Here is an 18,599-nt window from a genome sequence, read left to right as displayed (position 1 = left end):
CCCCCTTACTGAATGCCTGCTTTTACGGCGTACTCGTCGTTAAAAATCTGTTCGACCGTCAGGTCCCTGCGGATGATATTGTTGTTCTTCAGATACTGGGCGGTTTCCAGAATCGCCTGTTTATGGCTGTCCTTCAGCGCCAGAAGCGGCGGCATGGAGGAAGCGCTGGCGCGCAGGGCTTCTTTGTCGACGCCGGTACGCTTTGCAAGGATACCCAGAGATTCTTCAAAATTGGAATCGCGCCACTCCGCCGTCTTCTTGATGACCTTCAGAAAACGCACCGCCAGATCGGGATGCTCCTTCGTAAATTCCGTCCTGCCGACAATGACGTTGATAATTTCCTTGTAGCCCTCGGCGTCGCTTATTTTCTTGATTCCGCCGCCCGCCACGGCCTTGGTCAGGCTTGGCTCAAAGGTAACGGCGGCCTGGATGTTTCCGGTCTGCAGCGAGGTGACGATATCGCCCGCCGCCAAATTGACAAGCTGGATATCCGAGGTTTTCAGGTTGTTCTTTTCGAGCATCTTGATCAACAGCTGATGGGCCGTAGTCCCGACGGGCACGCCCACTTTTTTCCCTTTCAGATCGGCTATCTGACTGATTCCGGCGTCTTCACGGGCAATCAGGCCGTTTCCGTGCGTGCCGTCCAGCAGACCGGAAACCACCTGTATACCGATTTCATTCGCGACACCCTGTACCGCCGGCTGGTCACCCATCAGAGCAAAATCAAGGTCTTTCGCCGTCAGCGCTTCCAGCTCCGGCGGGCCGGACTGAAAGCTTTTGATTTCAACGGTAACGTCGTCCTTTGAAAATTCTTCTTTAAAAAATCCTTTTTCATCGGCGTCCTTGATCAGCTCATAGCTGGCAAGATCGCCGACACGGATCGTAACGCCCTTATCGCTGGAAGAAGCCGCATCGCTTTGGCCGCCGGACACTGCCGCGGATGCCGACGTATCGGAACCGGTATTTGCGCAGCCGGCGCCGGTAAGGGCAAGGGCCGCAATCAATAACGAGATCAGTAATTTTTTCATAAGGCTACCTCTTTCATATGTTTTTTGCATCAATCACTGTATGGTTCATTTTTCATCCGTTTGTCATTTCATGGGAACATCGGCAGCGGCAGCCGAAAGAATCGTATTGTTTGATTTTCATATGAACGTTCAGTAACCTCCCATCCATTGGTCTGCTGGAAAAGCTTGATTGGCATAACGGCCATATCCCAAATTACAAGTATTTTTTGATTTCATCAACCTTGTCGAGTGCCTCCCACGGCAGGTCGATATCGATTCTCCCGAAATGTCCGTACGCGGCCGTTTGCCTGAAAATGGGCCTTCTCAAATCAAGCGCGTCTATAATGGCGGCCGGTCTGAGGTCAAACACGTTTTGGATGATCTCGATAATTTTGCCGTGTTCGATCTTCCCCGTCCCGAAGGTATCCACCGATACGGATACGGGAGTCGCTACGCCGATTGCATAAGCGATTTCAATTTCCAGCTTATCGGCTACGCCGGCCGCCACCAGATTTTTCGCTACCCATCTGGACGCATACGCCGCGGAACGGTCCACCTTGGTCGGGTCCTTCCCCGAGAAAGCTCCGCCGCCGTGCCGCCCGGTCCCACCGTACGTGTCTACGATGATCTTTCTTCCGGTCAGTCCGGCGTCACCCTGCGGGCCGCCGATGACGAAGCGCCCTGTCGGATTGATAAAATATTTTGTATTTTCATCCAGCAGGTCGGAAGGGATCACCGTCCGGACGACATGCTGGATGACATCCTCCCTGATCTGCTCTAAGGGTACCTCTTCACTGTGCTGAGTGGAAACAACAATGGTATCCACTCTGGCCAGCTTTCCGTCATCGTCAAATTCCACCGTGACCTGTGATTTTCCATCCGGCCTTAAATAGCCCAGTGTCCCGTTCTTGCGCACCTCCGCCAATTTTCTGGCCAGCCTGTGGGCGAAGGAAATGGCGGGCGGCAGATATTCCGGCGTCTCATTCGTCGCATACCCGAAGATGATTCCCTGGTCTCCGGCTCCGGTCCCGTAATCCTTCTCCGTATTTCCCTCTTTGTTCTCATATGCCTGATCAACGCCAAGCGCAATATCCGGCGACTGCTCGTCAAGGGAAACGAGAACAGAGCAGGTATTTCCGTCAAATCCGCCGCCAAGGCCGTCGTACCCGATTTCACGGATGGTCTGGCGGGCTATTTTGGAAATATCGACATACGCTTTCGTCGTCACCTCTCCAATAATCAGCACCAATCCGGTGGAAACGGCCGTTTCCACCGCTACGCGTGAAGACGGGTCCTGAGAGATCAGCGCGTCCAGTACGGCATCGGATATCTGATCGCAAATTTTATCCGGATGTCCTTCGGTTACTGATTCAGATGTAAATAATTTTCCCACAACATTTTCCTCATTTCTTTTCTTGGTTTACAAACAGTGCAAGAACCACAAATCTTTCTGAATGGAATCTGTTCTGCTGGCTGGAGCTACAGCGGCCCGAAATATTCATAGTATTCATATCTGTTTTAATAAAAACATTATATGTTTTATGCGGCGAATGTCAATCACAGGATGACAATGCATAAACTTTTTCTTGGTAACACATAAAGAATATCTACAGCGAGCCGCAGCCTGTTTTTAAACCATTCCAAATCGGAATAAAAAAAGCCGGAAGCTTTCCGGCTTCCGGTTTTGCTTATTGTTATGAAAAATAAAGGCGTGCCATATAAAAAACAATTCTGGTTTTCAACCAATGTCGTCCCCCGGCTGAAGAAGCAGAAATCAATGTGGAAGGGAATAAGAGAAAGAGGACGGATGCTTTCTTCCCCATACCACATACAAAATCAGGGACACTATGTTTGCAGCAGAAAGAACCACAAACATCTGCCGATATCCCAAAGCAGAAATCAGGCAGCCCGCAATTCCTCCGCCGAGACCGATCCCGATATCGTAAGCGCACAAAAATGTGGAGTTGGCTGAGCCGCGCCTCTCCGGCGGGGCAATGTGAACGGCCATTGACTGAAGCGCGGGTTCTATGCCGCCGAATCCATATCCGGCCAAAGCGGCCGCAATAAGGAAAGTTGCTGTATTGGGGATGAAGGCCAAAAATAAAAAAGCGGCAAACATGGAGGCATTGCATGTATAAACAAAGATTCCTTCCCCCCGCTTATCAGCGGCCTTGCCGATCGTAGCCCTCGTCAGAAAGAGCATACAGGCCATAATCGTAAAAAAGATCCCGCCGCTGGGCAGTCCGTTCTCACTCGCAAACTTTGCCGTGAAATTTTCCAGAGCTCCAAAGGTCAGCAGGAACACCAACACTATGGTGGAAGCGGGAAGCGCGTCTTTATCGACCAGTTGCTTAAAATTCAGCGGCGTTTTCCCGACGGAAATTCCCGGCACCCTGAGCATTAAAAAAAGGATAAATGCGATTACTATTGCCCCTGTTGCAGACAGGAACAGCGTTCTGTATCCCATTTTGTCCATCAGAAAGAGACCTAAAGCGGGGGCAAGTGCGGTGGCAAAAGCGGTACTCATTCCAAACATGCCCATGCCCTCCGCAAACCGTTCCTTCGGGATGATATCGGTTGCGATCGTACTGCTTGTGGTGTTGGAACATGCGAGCGACGCGCCGTGCACCATGCGTGCCACAAATGCCAGAAACAGAACGGAAACCGCCATATATCCCAGCGGCATCAGAGCCATTCCGACAATACCGACCACAAGGATCGATTTCCTTTTCCCGTTATTCAGCATCCAGCCGATAAAGGGCCTGCATAAAACGGCTACGAGAGAAAACAAAGTGGCCGCCAAGCCGGCGACCGCCGCCGTGCCGCCCATAGTTTCAATGTAAAATGGAAATGTGGATAATATCATGATGTGGTTCATAAATACGAGAAAATTGATAAGGATGATAAAGACGAAATTTTTTGTCCATAATTTTGGGCACTCTTTGCCGACAGCACTGCTTTTCTTTTTATACATATTTTCTTATGCTCCTTGCCCTAAAGTTTCCTTCGTTTCTTCCTGATGGCTTTCCGCATGGCAATCAGAAACCAACTGCTTTTTGAAGATCGTTCTGAAAAACAGCCGGACGATGGGTCCCGCAAAGAACAGCTGCCAAAGCAGAGCCATGGGAAAATTCTTTACAATCGTTGCGAACCAGTCCGCAATAAACTGCGTACTGACACCAGAAAAAACAGCCGTTGCTACCAGACTCATTGCGGGACACATAAATCCAACCGTACAGCTCGATATCATGACCGTAATAAAAAACGGATTGTCCTTTCCGGACGAGACATGTTTAAAAGCCAGCTTTCTCCCGATTCTATTCCCGCACAGATTCGATATTGCAAACACGAACAGACTCATGTAGGACGTCTCAATCAGCGCGGGCAAAAATACAGAATTGCTCATTCCTCCCATTTTTTGTGCAACGTTGTACAATTCCATACCATAGGCCATGATAATCGACATCATTACACTGAAGATAAATGCTTGAAATTTTGTTTTTGGCATTGAGTTTCCTCCTCCTAAGGTCAGCGTACGGCCGCCATCCGGAACGAGCTGCACACTTTACGGCAGCAAAAAACGCGTAAGTCCAGAATCTGGACTTACGCGTTAAAGCTACTCGATTGAATAAATATTAGCACAATTTTTGTTTTGAAGTCAAGCGAATCTCAATGAAAACATTGCCGCTGTATTTTGATGCAATGTGACAAGATCAATGACCACCGCATTGACTGCGGCGTCACACGGCCGAAGCTGTTTTCCCTGTTTGGCCGTTTCGGGGTATAAAAAACGGTTAGAAACCCACAATATGCAGGATAGCTTCAGTAACCTCTGAACCGGATTTTCTTGGCATGAAATCAAATTCCCTCATCGCATTCAGAGTAAATTACCCTATTCTTGAGAATAATAACAATTGCCGATCACAAAATATTTTTGTTCACGCGAGGAAGCAGACAGAATGACAAATTACAAAATAACGGGAAAACAGATGACAAGCCTCTTTTATATGTTCTGGTTTGGGACTCTTGTCCTTTTCGGCTCCGATAAAGATGTAAAGCAGGACTTTTGGGTATCGATTTTACTTGCGGCCATTTTCATGATACCGATGGCCGCACTGTACATCAGATTAGCAAAGCTTTATCCGGAAAAGGATCTGTACGAAATGCTGTTTGCCATCTTCGGGCGTTTCTTCGGAACCGTAATGTCGCTTATCAGCGTGTTTTTTTCCCTGTTTATCGGGTACAGGGTACTGGGCTCCTTCAGTCTTTACATCAAAACTACCGCTTTAGACACTACCCCAAGAAACGTTACCTCCATATTTTTCATTATGGTAACCATAGCGGCTGTTACGTGCGGAGCCGAAACGATCGCCCGTACTTCGAATCTTCTGATAAAATTTGTGATCGGCTTTGTGGCCATTGCAACTCTCATTTGCCTCGGCAGTATGGAATTGGGAAATTTAAAGCCGATGATGGATTCCGATCTGAAAATGATTTTGAATTCATCCTATAAAATATTTATCATTCCATGGTCGGAGGCGTTCGTCTGCCTTTCTTTCTTTTCCAAAATGGAGCAAAAAGCAAACATTAAAAAAATTCTTGTAAACGCTATGCTGCTGATCACATTAACACACTTGGTGATAGGATTGCGGAATGTGTTGGTTTTAGGACCGTCGGCATCCGTCTATTATTTTTCATCCGACGCGGCGATCAGTACGGCTTCACTGGGAGATTTTTTTGAAAGGTTTGAAATATTGGTCGGCATAAATCTGGTGCTTGCCGGGACTATAAAGCTTTGTGTCTTGATTTACTCCGCCTCTTTAGGGCTCTCTCATATTCTCCGCAATACGGAGCAAAAATTTCTGGTCGTTCCCTGTACTCTTATCATATTGACAACCAGTCTGTTTGATCTTCAAAAGCTAAGCGATGTTTTTGACCGGATTCCCTCCCTGGTAATTTCCATGACTCCTTTTGAAGTGATTTTTCCCATAATCATATTGATTTCCGCTGAAATCCGAAACCGCAAAAAAACAAAGCCGACCGCCGATCTTCCCGGCGATCTTCCCGGCATCGTTCAGTAATACTGCGGTCCGATAATCGTACAGCCGGTACGGGTGCTAAAAACACCTGTACCGGCTGTACGGCTTACATTCGCTTCGTACTGAGACTTTCAAACTGAGGGCCGCCGGAGCTCCGGAAATCGTCGGAAGCGCGGAACGGGCTGCCGCTCCTATAAATTGTTGGTAACCAGTACCTTCATCGCGGAGATGGCGGCTTCCTCGTCCTTACCGTCAGCCTGTACCGTGATGACGTCGCCGTGCTTGATACCCATCGCCATCAGGTTCAGAATTTTGGAAACGTCCGAGCTTTTCCCGTTTTTACCACGGATGGTAATCGCACTGCCGAACTTTTTTGCTTCCTTTACCAGCATCCCGGCGGGCCTTGCATGAATGCCCAGTTGATCTTTGATTGTATAAGTAAATTCTTTCATATCTTCTTATCCTAATTCTAAATTTATACGATTTCTTTTACGACCGACAGCAAATTCTTTACTGCGTCAATCTTTGTGTTTCCGCTCTCTTTGTCAATAATGGAGCTATAGACATGCGGAATGATTTTTTCCACACCCGCCTGTAAGATAATTTCCATGATTTCACGGAAATTATCCGGGCTGATCCCGCCGGTCGGCTCCAGAATGAAATGGTTTCCGGCACAGGCCTGGGCTACCGCTTTCAGCTCTTCCCTGCATTTGAGGCCGCCCATCGGGAAAAACTTGATGGAGTTCCCTCCCATTTCCCGAATCATGGCAATGGCCGTATCCACCGGAATGACCGCAGGCTGTTCGCAGTCCTTGGACAGCGGCCCGGTGGAAATCTTCACCATTCCGGCCGTTCCGGAGGGGGACACGAGGGCATTGATATGGCTGGACTCATTTCCCACATTTGCCCTTGTGTAGCCTACCGCGGAAAACACTTGATTAAAGTGATTGGCCTTGACTTCCTTTGCAATTTCCGCGACCGCTTTCCACTGAGCGGGATTTCCGCCGCCCAGCCCGACAGAGAGATTTCCTTCCAGCACGTCCATGTATTTTTTCATATCCTCTACCGCGCTCGGAACATCCGGATAGCTGGCGGAGAGCACGCCGACCTCCACATGTTTTTCCGCCGCCCGATAGATTTCTTCCGCGTTTTTCAGGCTTCCGGCCAGCACGTTCAGGCATACACGATGATGATAGTAATTGATTCCCATGATTTCATCCCTTCATAATTTCTTTCAGTCTGCTTACAATCAGTTCCTTGTCGCCCTCGCACAGCGGTCTCGGGTCAAGGTCCAGCTTGCCCAGATTCAGAAATTCGACCCGGCAGTAAATGATGGGATCCCCGGCACGCAGCTCCCTGTTGATGTCTTCGATCTTTTTATCGCTGACCGCCATGTCCACCGTCACTCTGGCCCGGTAAATCGCCCGGCCCGCTTCATCCTGGATCTGAACCGCCTTCAGGCCGGGAATCCCGTTGATCTCGTCGCACAGATACCGTACCTTTTCCAGATTCTCCTTGACTTCCTTTTCGCGGTCCTTGTTTTCATAGCGGTCCAAAGCCTTTAAAAGGCCCATAATGCCTTCTTTGCCAATCTTCATGGGGCGTCCGATTCCGTGGTACTGCTTTTTGGCATACTCGATATATTCCTTTTTCCCGGTCACAAATCCGGAGGTCGTCGCTTCCAGAGCCTTTGCCCCGCTGTACACCACCAGATCGGCTCCCATGGCAAGGTATTTCCGGAAATCCTCTTCCGCCGCCGCGTCGATGATCAGGGGAAGCTGGTGACGGTGCGCGATATTTCGCATTGTTTCGATATCCAGCATTCCCTTCTGCACGCAGTGATGGCTCTTGACATACAGCAAAGCAACCGTTCTTTCGCTGATGGCCTCTTCCACGTCCTCGGGGACTACTTCATTCACGGTGCCCGCTTCCACCGGCACCCCGCCTCCAAGCCGGAGCATCGTCGCCATCGGCGCCCCGAATTCGATGCTGTGCCCCTTCTGAAGAACGATTTCATTCGGAAGCCCTGCGGAGTCCGGAAGGCGGTCCATAATCGACTTTTTCCCTTTTGAGATCAGCCCGGCCACTGTCAGGCAGATCGCGGCGGAAGCACAGGACGCCACGCAGCTGTCCTCGCCCCCTGTATACCGGGAAATAATCTCGCCTGCGCGGTTGATCAAATCCTCGATTACTACATAAGACTGTCCCCCCGCAACCGCGGCCCGGGCCACTTCGTCGCTCAGGGTGGAAACGCCCAGCAGGGTTACGCGCCCGCAGCAGTTAACCACCCTTTTTAATCCGATATCCTGATATACACTCATTTTGAATTCTCTTTAATCCCTTTCCACTGTTCATTACAGAAAAATTGCACCCAGAATCATGGCGCCCAGAATGGCGCCGCCGGTCATTTCCTTTCCCCACTTGTAGAAAATTGCCGCCCCGACAATTGCGCCGATTCCCGCAAAAACATTATACTGTGTTGCCGCAACGACAATCAGCGGAGCAAGGTAACGTCCCACCGCATTGCCGGCGCCCATCATGATGCTGGTACCGCCGACGGTCATGCCTTCCGGCACTACCTTGCGGATAATAATCAGCACAACACCGATGACAATTCCAATCACCGCGCCAACAAGCAGCGCCGCGAAGAAATTGGAAAACGGGAATTTCCAGCCCATAGACAAAAACACTGCCGGGATACCGATGCCTACGCCGGTCATCAGGCTTCCGCCGATATCCATCAGACCAACCAGCGGCCCTTCCAGAATTCTGGCGATCAGGAACCCTGCGGCAAATCCCGCGGCCGCCGCATAATCGCCGCTGCTCATCCCATCGGTCAGCATGGCGACGATGGAAATTTCATTAAACGCACCGGTGCCGAATTTCACAAACAGATAGGTTCCGGCAAAGATAGAGGCGGCCGCTCCCATCACGAGCAGAATAAAGGTATTGTCTTTCATCATGAAGGCATCAAATTTTTCCGAAAATGTTCTCTTTTCCATCTAAATTTCCTCCTGTATGTATCAGAATCATGAACCGATAACGAATTTGCCGAAGAATCCCCTGAAATAGGCGATCGCGACGAACATGATTACCACGATGCCAATCAATATCTGGACCATTCTGCTCTTATAGCCGTTTTCTTCAGCGGATTTTCCAATCAGAATTCCCAGTACGATACCGGGCACCGCATTTCCGGAAATCAGCGCGGAGACCCCGCCCAGCACGGTTCCCCATATTCCGACTACCTTTCCGGCATCAACAGCGGCCAGCCAGAAAATAGCGGGCATGACCGGATTGATCAGCCATCCGGTGGCGGGGGTCAGTACATTTTTTGCAATCAGGGACAGCTTTTCCGGAATGAGCTGAGACATGGTGTTCAAAAAAACGACGACGACCGCACCCACCGCGGAACCGGCCAGCATCATTTTCCTCGGATTCCAGACCGTCTCCTCCATGTTTCTGTTTTTTAACAGCAGGACCGCCGCGCCCCAGTTTGTAACGATTCTGTGAAACACATCCTGCGTCAATGCACCGGCCGCAACAGCCGAAGCCGCTGAGGAAAAGAAAAATCCCAGTCCAAACGAAAAATGCGCGATCGGGTCTCCGTTGCAGGCATTCATTTCGCCCAGTGTTCGGAAAGACCCCATTGCCTGTACTTCCGGCGCATGAAACATGCGCGCCGCGCCGGCGGCGATACAGCCCCCGCCGACAGCCCCGATAATCAAGGAATAAAGAATGATCTCCAACATTTAAAGCTCCTCCTTCGCAATATCAAGATACTTTACTTTCACCACGATTTTGGCGGTAATGGTATAAGTGACTCTCTCCCTCGGCCAGAAAAACAACATAAAATGCTCCGTCCGGCTTTTTGTATCCACCTTTTGAAAAAAGACTTCCTCGGCTTCCATCTGGATGATCGGTTTCTGGAACTCCGCGAAGATCTGTTTCCGCATATTCTGGAAAAGCTTGCCTGTAACGCTTTCCAAAGAATCTCCGTTTGCGGTAACCACAAGCTCGTGGCTGATTTCTTTCAGCAGCTGCTTGTTTTGCAGATTGTTCAGCATCCTTATTCACCGTGGACCTTGCGATAGGTTTCCACCAGCCTCTGGCCCAGCTCTTCCACATCCAGAAATCCCAGGCCGACCACCTTGCATCCTTCTTCCACGGCAGTACAGGCTGCCTCTACGGAACGAAGCTCGGATTTTGCCGGATAACCGTATTTGGTCTTTGCCGTCAGCGCGCCGGCACCGCCGCTTCCGCAGAAGCTGATTCCGAGGTCCGCATTGTTTTCATACATCACGTCCCCCAGCTTCATGTCCGCTGCCATTCCCGGAATCACGATGGCCGTTCCCCCGGCCTTTTCCACTCCGCGGGCGACGGCCTGACCTTTCCCCATGCGGTGTCCGATCACGACCAGCACCTTTTTTTCGCTCATTGTTCTGTTCCTCCTTTTGTCTTTTGGATTGTCATCTCTATGTGGGTTGCCACAAGAAATACTTCTGTTTGATTGATGGGCAGATGCTCTTTTTCAAACAAACCCCCGACAATGTCTTCCGCCATGTCATACACTTTTTTGGGCACCTGTTCGAAATCTTCCTCTTCCATATCCTCTACAAACGAGCGGGTTTTTACCCTTTTGAGCAAAGCCAGGATATGGTTTGCGAACATGAAGTCCGCCTCTTCATCCATCACGATCCCATACGATTTCAATTTTTCCTTTGCTTCCCGATAGCATCGGATAAACTCGTTTTTTACAGAGATGTCCAGCTTACTGTCATTTAGCAGCGTGTTCCATGATTGCACTTTCATTACCTCTACTGTATATCGTTTTCTTTAATACCAGCTTTTGTTTCAGCTCCAGGGAGTCGCCGATGGAATCCAGCACGGTTTCCTCGCAGGGCGTCAGCTCCATAACGTTAAAGTCGGCGGTCATGCCAACGGCAATTTCCCCCAGCCCTTTCAGGCCGAAATGTCTGGCCGGTACGCTGGTGCACTTCGCCACCGCGTTTTCCAGCTCTTCCCCGCAGTTGATGGTCTTGCTGACAACGGCCGCCAGGCTGTAAACGGGCCCGTTATAATTTTCAATATGTAAATCGGTAGAAATCATATCGCAGTCGAAGCCGTCCCTCAGCGCCCGCTCAAACACGCGGAAACTGAAGCTTGCGACTCCGTGACCCACATCAAACAGGACTCCCCTTTCCCTGGCCCTCCACGCCTGTGGAATCACGTGTCCCTCTTCGTCGAGGATGCCGCCCGCTTTTCCGTGGAAAGAGTGGGTGACCACATCGTTTTTCTGCAGCAGGTCCAGCACCTCCGTAAATTCCGGAGGGCGGTTCCCGACGTGCACCATCAGCGGTTTGCCCACCTCGCGGGCTGTCCTGACCGCAAGCGCGATGGGCTCCAGCCCCATGGTGCCGACGACGCTAGCGCTGGCTCTGGCCTTCAGCCCCACGATGTTGTCCGGGTACTTTTGGAGCATCTCCTTCAGCCGGGGAATGTCGATATTTTTCCTGTCACTCAGCTCATGGCCGTGGGTGAGTCCTTCTTTGGCGAGGTTTAAAAGGGTAAATACTTTTGTTCCGCTTTTTTCAATATAATTCTCCCGGAAATCCTCGTAATTGTCCGCGCCGCTGCTCCCGGCGTCCAGAATTGCAGTAGACCCCCGCCGGATCCCCAGCTCATCCGGTTCCATTCCCAGCGATACCTTCGGGTAACAGTGCGTATGGATATCGATGAAACCGGGGGTAACGATGCATCCCTGTGCATCGACGACGGTCCCCTGGGGATCGATGGAATTTCCGACTGCCGTAATGACTCCGTCCCTGACCAGAATATCCCTGACATCCCCGTGATATCCGTTAACCGGGGAGATCAGCCTCCCCTTTTTAATCGTTAGTACTTTCATCCTCATTTCCTCCTATAATGTATAAGAAAAACGCTATTTTTTCTTCTATGCTGATACTCACCTGCAGGGAGTTTTCCACCAGCTTAAAGAACTGCTCCATGATCTCGTAAATCACCCTGTGCTCATTTGCGATCCTGATGTACTCTTCCGCGATTTCGGGCGGGGCATCGTGATCGGAGCCCTGAAACCATCTGGGAACAGCCATGCTCATATGGATCACCATGCCGAGAAGCACATCCTGACTCATCCTGTAATTCTCTGGGAACTTGGAGGTATATTCCAAAAGCGTCAAAATCAGCTTGCTGATGATATTGGCGGCATAGGTCAGATTATTAAAAGCCGTTTTCTGCTGAACGGTCCCGGCTATTTCAAACGGGTCGTCCTTTGAGTTAAAGGAGGCCCGGTTTTTCTCCTGCAGGGGAATCTCATCGACCAATTTGCCATAGTCCAGAAATTCCTGAATGCGCTTGATGTCCTCCATCGGAAGTATCTGTGAAATTTTCAGCACCGGTATGCTTGTGATGTTCAACGGGATGGTCGATATGACAAAGTCGACCGCTTTCCCGAAATTCATATTGGAAAGCTGGTAAGGAGAAACCTGTCCCGCGATATTCAGCATGGGAAACACATTGCCCAGCCGGATGGCCAGCAGGTTCGACAGGCCCTTGCCCGTTCCGCAGACCAGAAGAACATTTTTCTTCCTGTTTAATTGATTTTTGCAGTTTTTATATAAATAAACGGCAATATAGCAAATTTCCGTTTCCGTAAAATCAATGGAAAAATCCTGTTTCAGTATATTGGAACACTCTTCCGCCATGCGGTAGAAGTCGAGGTAATTTTCTTTTACCTCGCGAATAACAATATAGTTCTCCTCTTTTTTCTCCTTCGCGTTGAGGAACAGGAATAACGAGCTTTTCAGATGCCCGTATAAATCATCGAAAAGAGAGGTCATATCAAACTTGTAGTCATCTTTTTCTTCCTGCGTTTTTAAAAACTCCAGAATCTTCTGCAGGCTGGAATTGACCCTCTGCTCCTCTATCTCCTGAATATTGACAATGATTTCGTTTTCCATCAGAACGGACTTCAGATAGCCCAGTTCCGTTTTGTCGATCTTTTTGTTCAGCCTTTTTAAAAGAGTTTCGGCATACCCCTGCGAATCGTCCGCAGAATCCCCGGGACTGCAGAAATATTTCCGTATATCGCCTGCAATGCAATAAGACAGCAGATTTAAAAAACCGCTGTTGGAAATCCAGACATTATACTGTTCATTTACTCTTTTGATCTCATTGCTGATCGTAATGATCCTTTGAAGGTTGATGTATTTTTTTAACGGGTCGGGCAAAAGCAGATACCAGTCTTCCGCCGTATAGCTTCCCTTGAAATACTGAGCCAGCCGTTCCGCCAGAATATGGCGGATGGTAAATTCGTCGCCCTGAAGCTCATAGCCTCCTGTTTTCAGGGAGGACAGATGAATCCGGTTATCGAAATATTCGTCAAACCTCGGTACAATTCTCATCAGAGTGGACCGGGAGATATAAAATTCTCTGGCGAGCAGCTCCGCCGTAACGTCTCTTTTCTTCACATAGAAATAAAAGAAAAGGTTCAAAATGCGCTCATCTTCAATACTCTTCAGAAATCCCGCGTCCTTTTCAGGCCGCCCGGCAATAATAATTTCCGAACACCTGGGTTTCTGTTCGACCGGTATGTAGAACCCCCACTTTGAACGGTGGCGTATTTCCACGTTTTTTTCCGCACAGATTTTCTTCAGCTCATTGATGTCATACCATACGGTCCGTTCGCTTTTTTTAAGCTCGTCGCGAAAAAACGTGATGTCCAGCGGGGCGGAAGAAGTAACTAAAATTTTCAGTATTTCATACTGCCTTGGTTTCAATTTTCCGTTCATTCTGTCGCCATCCTTCCCAAAAGTTTTCCCCGATCAATCTGTTTCCGTCATTTTGTTCAGCTGTACCACTGCATATTTTTTAACTGGCTGGACGGATTGACAAAGTTATCCGCCGCTCATGTAAAATTTATGTTAAAATTATGTTATCATAATTTTCCTTTCGCGTTACCTTATTCTTTTGCAAAATAAAAATTTTTTCTGCAATTTTGAGACTCAGCAAATTCCCTTATTTTGAAAAAGCTGCATCATTTTTTCTGTCAAGATATAAAAAACCAGCCAATTTCTCATTGGCTGGTTTTTAGTCTTTATGATTTATTCTTTGGTAATCTTCTTTCTCAGTACCACTACGGTTAAAATCGCCATTCCCATGACGGTCCCCAGGGCCGGCAGAGAAAGCGGAGCTTCGCCTGTCTTGGGAGAAGGCCCGGATTTGCCGACATCATCGTCACGAACGGTTTCATTTGGGTTTGAAGAGGAAGAGCTCCCGGGTCCTGCCTGCGGTATCGAATTTCCATCGATGATTTCCGTGGAGTTGACGGAGGAAGAATCAGAGGAAGATGCACTGCTGGACGATACATCCGAATTGGATCCGCCTCCACCACCGCCACCGCCGGAATGGCCCGTGTCGGTGCCGATTTTCGTGTTGTCCACCGCCAGAGTTATATTTTTGGAATCAGAAGAAACCTTTATACCGCTTTTATAATAAGTACTCTTTTTGTACCCATCCGGCGTTTTTGTCTCACGCAAAGAATAGGTTCCGTAGCTCAGTCTGCTGAAAACGATCTGGCCTGTCGGGTCCGTAGTAAGGATCTGCACCGGATTTCCGTATAAATCGTAAAGGGTAAACTCGGCGCCGGAAAGCGGAGTTTTGTCTTTTTTATCCTGCTTTAGTACTGTAATACTGCCCAGCGGAAGGGTTCCCCACCCGTCTCCGCCTGCCGATTGGTCGGTAATTACGACATCTGTGCTGGTTGAGTCCGGAGCCTTGATGACACCCTGAAAGTTCACCGTGTTTTTGAAAGGACTCTTCGTTTTATCCGTCACAAAGGTCCGGAATTCCAGCCGGTATGCCTTGGACAAATCCGTATCTTTCGGGAACGTAAATACGAACTCCCTGGTAGTTTCGTTATAGCCGACATTATCCCTCGTCAGGGACACGGGGGCTCCATTGGTAAAAGACTGACCGTTATCGGAGGTAGTCACAGGGTAAAATGCCACGGATCCGGTATCCAGAGACAGACCTTCCTGAAGGGTATCGGTAACCTTGATCACCTTGTCTTGTCCGACCGGCACCTGATTGCGGTTAATCAGCACCTTCCAGTCAATATAGAGATTTCCGCTCGTATATTCATACCCTTTTTCAATAACGGAATGAGCTATGGTCTGGGTGTCTGTGGAAGATTCTCCGGATTCGGTTCCATTGTCAAAATGGAGGTTGGCCGTATTTTCGTAGGAAAGAGCTTTGTTATTGTCCTGAAACTGGCTGATATCGACCGAAGTCTCATACTTAACAGTGCCGGCTGTGGTCAGATTCCCCAAATGAATCGTCAATTTGGAGCCTTCCAAAGTATAGTAAGGGGTTGCGCCATTCGCCTCTGATGCCTTTTTCATGGTAGTACCGTTAAAGGTAATGGTACTCTCTTGAAGGGTAAGTCCAGCCGGGATAGTGTCGGTAATGACGGCGTTGGTCATAGACATCTTGTTTTGGTTGACATCAATCTGCCAGCTGATCAGTCGGTCGCCATCATAATGGTAGCCGAGAGCGGATTTTTCAACGACTTCGCTTGTGACATTCTGTTGGGCCGTCACAGACTGGTTGATAGCATCCCCATTGCCGGTAAGAACCGCTGTGTTGTACACCGTGTGTGTGCCGTTGACCGCGTAATAATCCGGGTCTGTCACCTCGGAAACGACCGTAAGGACAACGGGGTCCTCGCCGGACCCAAAGTCTTCCAAATGAACGGTCAGCGTCTTTCCATCGATGAAGTAGAATGGAACCGTTCCGGTATCGGCGTCAGTTCCCACGTTGAGCGTAACCGGAACATCAGGAATATCCGGGTCGCCGTTGTGTTTGACAGCGGTGACCCCGATGATTTTCTGGTGGTCGCCCGCCGTTCCGTTTGACATCTTGTCGATCGTATCCGTGACGACAGGATCGGCAATGGCCATTTTATTGCTGTTTACCGTGATTTTCCAGCTCAGTTGGTGAGTGGAAGGGTTGTAGGAACCGGATTTTGCTTTTGAAATAACGGAGGAAGACAGGCCGACGATTGTTTTTGTTGTCGAAGAGCGGTCTTTTCCGATACCCTCATTGTTATTTGGAGTTTTCAAAGTAGCCGTATTTGTAAACCCGTCGGAATTTGTGTTATAGTATTTATCGTCGATCTTCGTGGCAAAGGTAATGGTCTGCTGCGTATCTGTTGCCTCGGCAAAATAAAACGTTACTTTCGTTTTCCCGTTACTGTCCGGGGCGGTGGTCTTGTAATAAATTTTTTCGCTGATTTCGCCAGCCTCACCGGTTTTGTCCGGGATATCCGAACCGTTCACCTGGACGGTATCCGTATCCAGAGTGAGGAATTTGGCCAGTGTATCCGTCACAGTCGCTCCCGCGGGCAAAGGCTGATTCCGGGGGTTGACCTGAATTGTCCACTCGATTTGCTTATTGGCAGAATCGTATTCGCCGCCTTTATAAATCCAGTCCACCGGTACATCGACCGTACCGTCGTCGGAAGGATTTTTTGTAATGTTTTCAGCCCCCAGCTCCGCCTTGTTGGTCAGCTTGACAGTATCTTTATTCGATTGGTAAATATCGTTGGAAACGTCGGAAGTATAAACGATTTTTGCGTCTGTATTCGCGGGGATGTCGCCAAGGTGAAATTCAATTTTACCGTTATCAAGCTTTACATAATACGGCGCTGTCGTACCGCCTTCGCTGATCGGCTGAGGAGCTTCTTTCCCGATCTGCAGGGAAGCATTCCCCGTAAAATCCTGATAGTCTCCGGGGGTATCGGTAACGACCGCATCCGTCAGGCCCGTGTTATCACGGTCGTTGCCGGAATGAACCGTCACCGTCCAGGTAACGCCGGAGTCCCTGGTATAACTGCCGTCCTTTTCGATGGAGGGGTCCTTCACGGAATAAACCGTTTCCACGGGAACCGTAACGGCGTTCCCCTGCACGTTGAATACGATATCCTGATCGGCAGGATCTTCGCTCGATGCTCCGCCAAACGAAGTTTCCACATAAAAATTGCCGCCACGGGACTCATGCGTCGCCGCATATTCATTAAACGTAAGGGTTACCGTCTGGTCGTCGTTTATCTGATAAGTACCCAGCTTTCCAATATCCCCCGTTTTACCCTTAAAGTTGTCGGCAACGGGTAAATTTTCAGGAAGGGAGATCGTATATTTGTCTTCATCAAGAATCACCATGTCATCGGGAAGGGTGAACTCATATTTCAGGCCCACGGTGGTACCAGCCTGTATTTCAACGGTATCCGGCCCGCCGGAATCCGTAATTTTTACGGTGTGCTGTCCCGAATCATTGGTATAAGTAATATCCACGCCGGTAATGCAGGAATCCATGGGATTGGAATCCTTGACCTCCGCGCTTGCGGCCGGGGTCATGATAATAATGGAGCACAACATTGAAAAAGCAAGTAATAAAGCGGTTGCCGAATTTTTAACTTTAATCATTTTCTCTCCTCCTGCAATAATAATCCTTTGAAAAACAATAATCATTTCTATTTTTGTAATCAATTATACGTTCCGCAGGAGGAAAAAGATATTCGCGTTTTACCAGAGAATTTACGTGTTTTGAGCAAAATATCCAAGCATTTTGCGGTGCCGCTGAACACTAAAGGTGCAAAGTGATTTGGGGATATCATTTTTGTGACCGGATTACCCGAAATGAATGGAAATTCCGTCAAAAAAGCAAGCCCAATGCCTTCCAAATACTGGCATCGGGCTTGCTTTTTCATTCACCGGTCGCTTGTCAATCAGCACTGTTCCTTAAACTGGCGGATCATCGAAATAAGCGCCGGTTTATCGTCGTGCAGCTTTAAAATAGTGCTGCCGACAAACGCGGCATCCGCTCCGGCCGCTTTTACCATTGAGGCATTCTGTGGGGTATGCACCCCGACGCCGCAGTAAATCGGGTTTTTAAGTCCTCTGCCGCGCAGGTACCGAATGCAGTCCTTCAGTTCCGGATACGCGGGGTTGATTTGATTTGGAGCCGGTACGGCCTGTAGATATACGAATCCGTTGGATTTCAGCGCGTATTCCACTTCACGCTCCATCAGTTGGAACTGAACATAGCAGCTCACGCGCAGATTGTTTTCAATCATTCTGTTTTTAAGGGTTTCGTCTTTCAATCCTACCAGGATAATGTCGCGGTAATCGTTTTCCAGACAGAAATCAATGAACTTCTTTTCTCCGATTTCCTCGACGGTGTTCTCGTATACCATCAGGATAAATTTTGTATTTGGAAGCAGTTTTTTGACCTGCACCATGCCTTCCATATATTTGTCAAAGTCGTCGCATGCTTTGAGCGCTTCAGCCATTCGGTTCGAAATGTATTCGCTCTCCAGAAAAGGGTTGCGCGAGGGGAAGTCGATTTCGATAATGTCGCAGCCGGCCTCCACATATGTTTTCGCCATTTCAATGCTGTCCGCAATGGTTGGATAACCGTTGGAAAGATAGCAGATTAAATTCATAAATATTTTCTCCGTTCGTCCTGATAAGAT

The 18,599-nt window shown here is 48.9% G+C and carries 17 protein-coding genes; 1 reads left to right on the top strand and 16 read right to left on the bottom strand.

Translation table 11 applies throughout. From position 1 onward, the window contains the following. Positions 1–5: 5 nt before the first annotated feature. The 4 genes from LY85_RS15935 to LY85_RS15920 all read right to left on the bottom strand — a co-directional run bounded on the left by LY85_RS15935 (position 6) and on the right by LY85_RS15920 (position 4,515). Positions 6–1,028, bottom strand: coding sequence for an NrtA/SsuA/CpmA family ABC transporter substrate-binding protein (locus LY85_RS15935; protein WP_185741253.1), 1,023 nt, complete (start codon positions 1,026–1,028; stop codon positions 6–8). Positions 1,029–1,221: 193 nt separating this feature from the next. Then, entirely contained in the window at positions 1,222–2,400 is a 1,179-nt protein-coding gene (gene metK / locus LY85_RS15930; RefSeq protein ID WP_141827439.1) for a methionine adenosyltransferase, read from the bottom strand. A 381-nt stretch (positions 2,401–2,781) separates the two neighbouring features. After that, entirely contained in the window at positions 2,782–3,981 is a 1,200-nt protein-coding gene (locus LY85_RS15925) for an MFS transporter (protein WP_141827438.1), read from the bottom strand. A gap of 6 nt (positions 3,982–3,987) precedes the next feature. After that, the gene (locus LY85_RS15920) at positions 3,988–4,515 is read right to left on the bottom strand and encodes a DUF2798 domain-containing protein (RefSeq protein ID WP_141827437.1); all 528 of its coding nucleotides are present in this window, start codon (positions 4,513–4,515) and stop codon (positions 3,988–3,990) included. Between the two features lie 451 nt (positions 4,516–4,966). Between LY85_RS15920 and LY85_RS15915 the strand changes: the two genes are divergently transcribed. After that, the gene (locus LY85_RS15915) at positions 4,967–6,088 is read left to right on the top strand and encodes an endospore germination permease (protein WP_141827436.1); all 1,122 of its coding nucleotides are present in this window, start codon (positions 4,967–4,969) and stop codon (positions 6,086–6,088) included. Positions 6,089–6,237: 149 nt separating this feature from the next. Here the strand turns inward: LY85_RS15915 and LY85_RS15910 are convergent, their stop codons facing one another. From LY85_RS15910 to LY85_RS15855, 12 genes are all read right to left on the bottom strand, one after another. Next, positions 6,238–6,498 carry an HPr family phosphocarrier protein gene (locus tag LY85_RS15910; RefSeq protein ID WP_141827435.1) on the bottom strand — a complete coding sequence of 87 codons (261 nt, stop codon included), beginning with the start codon at positions 6,496–6,498 and terminating at the stop codon, positions 6,238–6,240. A gap of 23 nt (positions 6,499–6,521) precedes the next feature. Then, the gene (locus tag LY85_RS15905; RefSeq protein WP_141827434.1) at positions 6,522–7,256 is read right to left on the bottom strand and encodes a KDGP aldolase; all 735 of its coding nucleotides are present in this window, start codon (positions 7,254–7,256) and stop codon (positions 6,522–6,524) included. A 4-nt stretch (positions 7,257–7,260) separates the two neighbouring features. Beyond that, positions 7,261–8,367 (bottom strand): DgaE family pyridoxal phosphate-dependent ammonia lyase, encoded by a 1,107-nt coding sequence (locus LY85_RS15900; protein WP_141827433.1) that lies wholly within the window; start codon positions 8,365–8,367, stop codon positions 7,261–7,263. A 33-nt stretch (positions 8,368–8,400) separates the two neighbouring features. Further along, complete coding sequence (locus LY85_RS15895) at positions 8,401–9,048, bottom strand: DUF4310 family protein (RefSeq protein ID WP_042081520.1); 648 nt, start codon at positions 9,046–9,048, stop codon at positions 8,401–8,403. Between the two features lie 27 nt (positions 9,049–9,075). Then, on the bottom strand, positions 9,076–9,798 hold the full coding sequence (locus LY85_RS15890; RefSeq protein WP_038323013.1) for a DUF4311 domain-containing protein: 723 nt from the start codon (positions 9,796–9,798) through the stop codon (positions 9,076–9,078). Next, positions 9,799–10,113 carry a DUF4312 family protein gene (locus LY85_RS15885; protein WP_141827432.1) on the bottom strand — a complete coding sequence of 105 codons (315 nt, stop codon included), beginning with the start codon at positions 10,111–10,113 and terminating at the stop codon, positions 9,799–9,801. It abuts the gene before it with no gap. A 2-nt stretch (positions 10,114–10,115) separates the two neighbouring features. After that, positions 10,116–10,484: an SFCGS family glycine-rich protein gene (locus tag LY85_RS15880; protein ID WP_141827431.1), complete on the bottom strand. Its 369-nt coding sequence runs from the start codon at positions 10,482–10,484 to the stop codon at positions 10,116–10,118. Continuing rightward, positions 10,481–10,858 carry a PRD domain-containing protein gene (locus LY85_RS15875; RefSeq protein WP_141827430.1) on the bottom strand — a complete coding sequence of 126 codons (378 nt, stop codon included), beginning with the start codon at positions 10,856–10,858 and terminating at the stop codon, positions 10,481–10,483. The genes LY85_RS15880 and LY85_RS15875 overlap by 4 nt, the downstream gene beginning before the upstream one ends. Further along, positions 10,824–11,954, bottom strand: a complete 1,131-nt coding sequence (locus LY85_RS15870) for an amidohydrolase/deacetylase family metallohydrolase (protein ID WP_185741251.1) — start codon at positions 11,952–11,954, stop codon at positions 10,824–10,826. Before LY85_RS15870 ends, LY85_RS15875 begins: the two co-directional genes overlap by 35 nt. Next, the gene (locus LY85_RS15865; protein ID WP_141827428.1) at positions 11,935–13,857 is read right to left on the bottom strand and encodes a PRD domain-containing protein; all 1,923 of its coding nucleotides are present in this window, start codon (positions 13,855–13,857) and stop codon (positions 11,935–11,937) included. The genes LY85_RS15870 and LY85_RS15865 overlap by 20 nt, the downstream gene beginning before the upstream one ends. Before the next feature lie 312 nt (positions 13,858–14,169). Then, complete coding sequence (locus LY85_RS15860) at positions 14,170–17,550, bottom strand: collagen binding domain-containing protein (RefSeq protein ID WP_185741250.1); 3,381 nt, start codon at positions 17,548–17,550, stop codon at positions 14,170–14,172. Positions 17,551–17,852: 302 nt separating this feature from the next. Continuing rightward, complete coding sequence (locus LY85_RS15855) at positions 17,853–18,569, bottom strand: tryptophan synthase subunit alpha (RefSeq protein ID WP_141827426.1); 717 nt, start codon at positions 18,567–18,569, stop codon at positions 17,853–17,855. Positions 18,570–18,599 lie beyond the last annotated feature (30 nt).

The sequence above is a fragment of the Clostridium sp. KNHs216 genome (genome assembly GCF_006714885.1).
Lineage (GTDB): Bacteria > Bacillota > Clostridia > Oscillospirales > Acutalibacteraceae > Caproiciproducens.
This window is presented reverse-complemented; position numbering and strand designations above follow the sequence as displayed.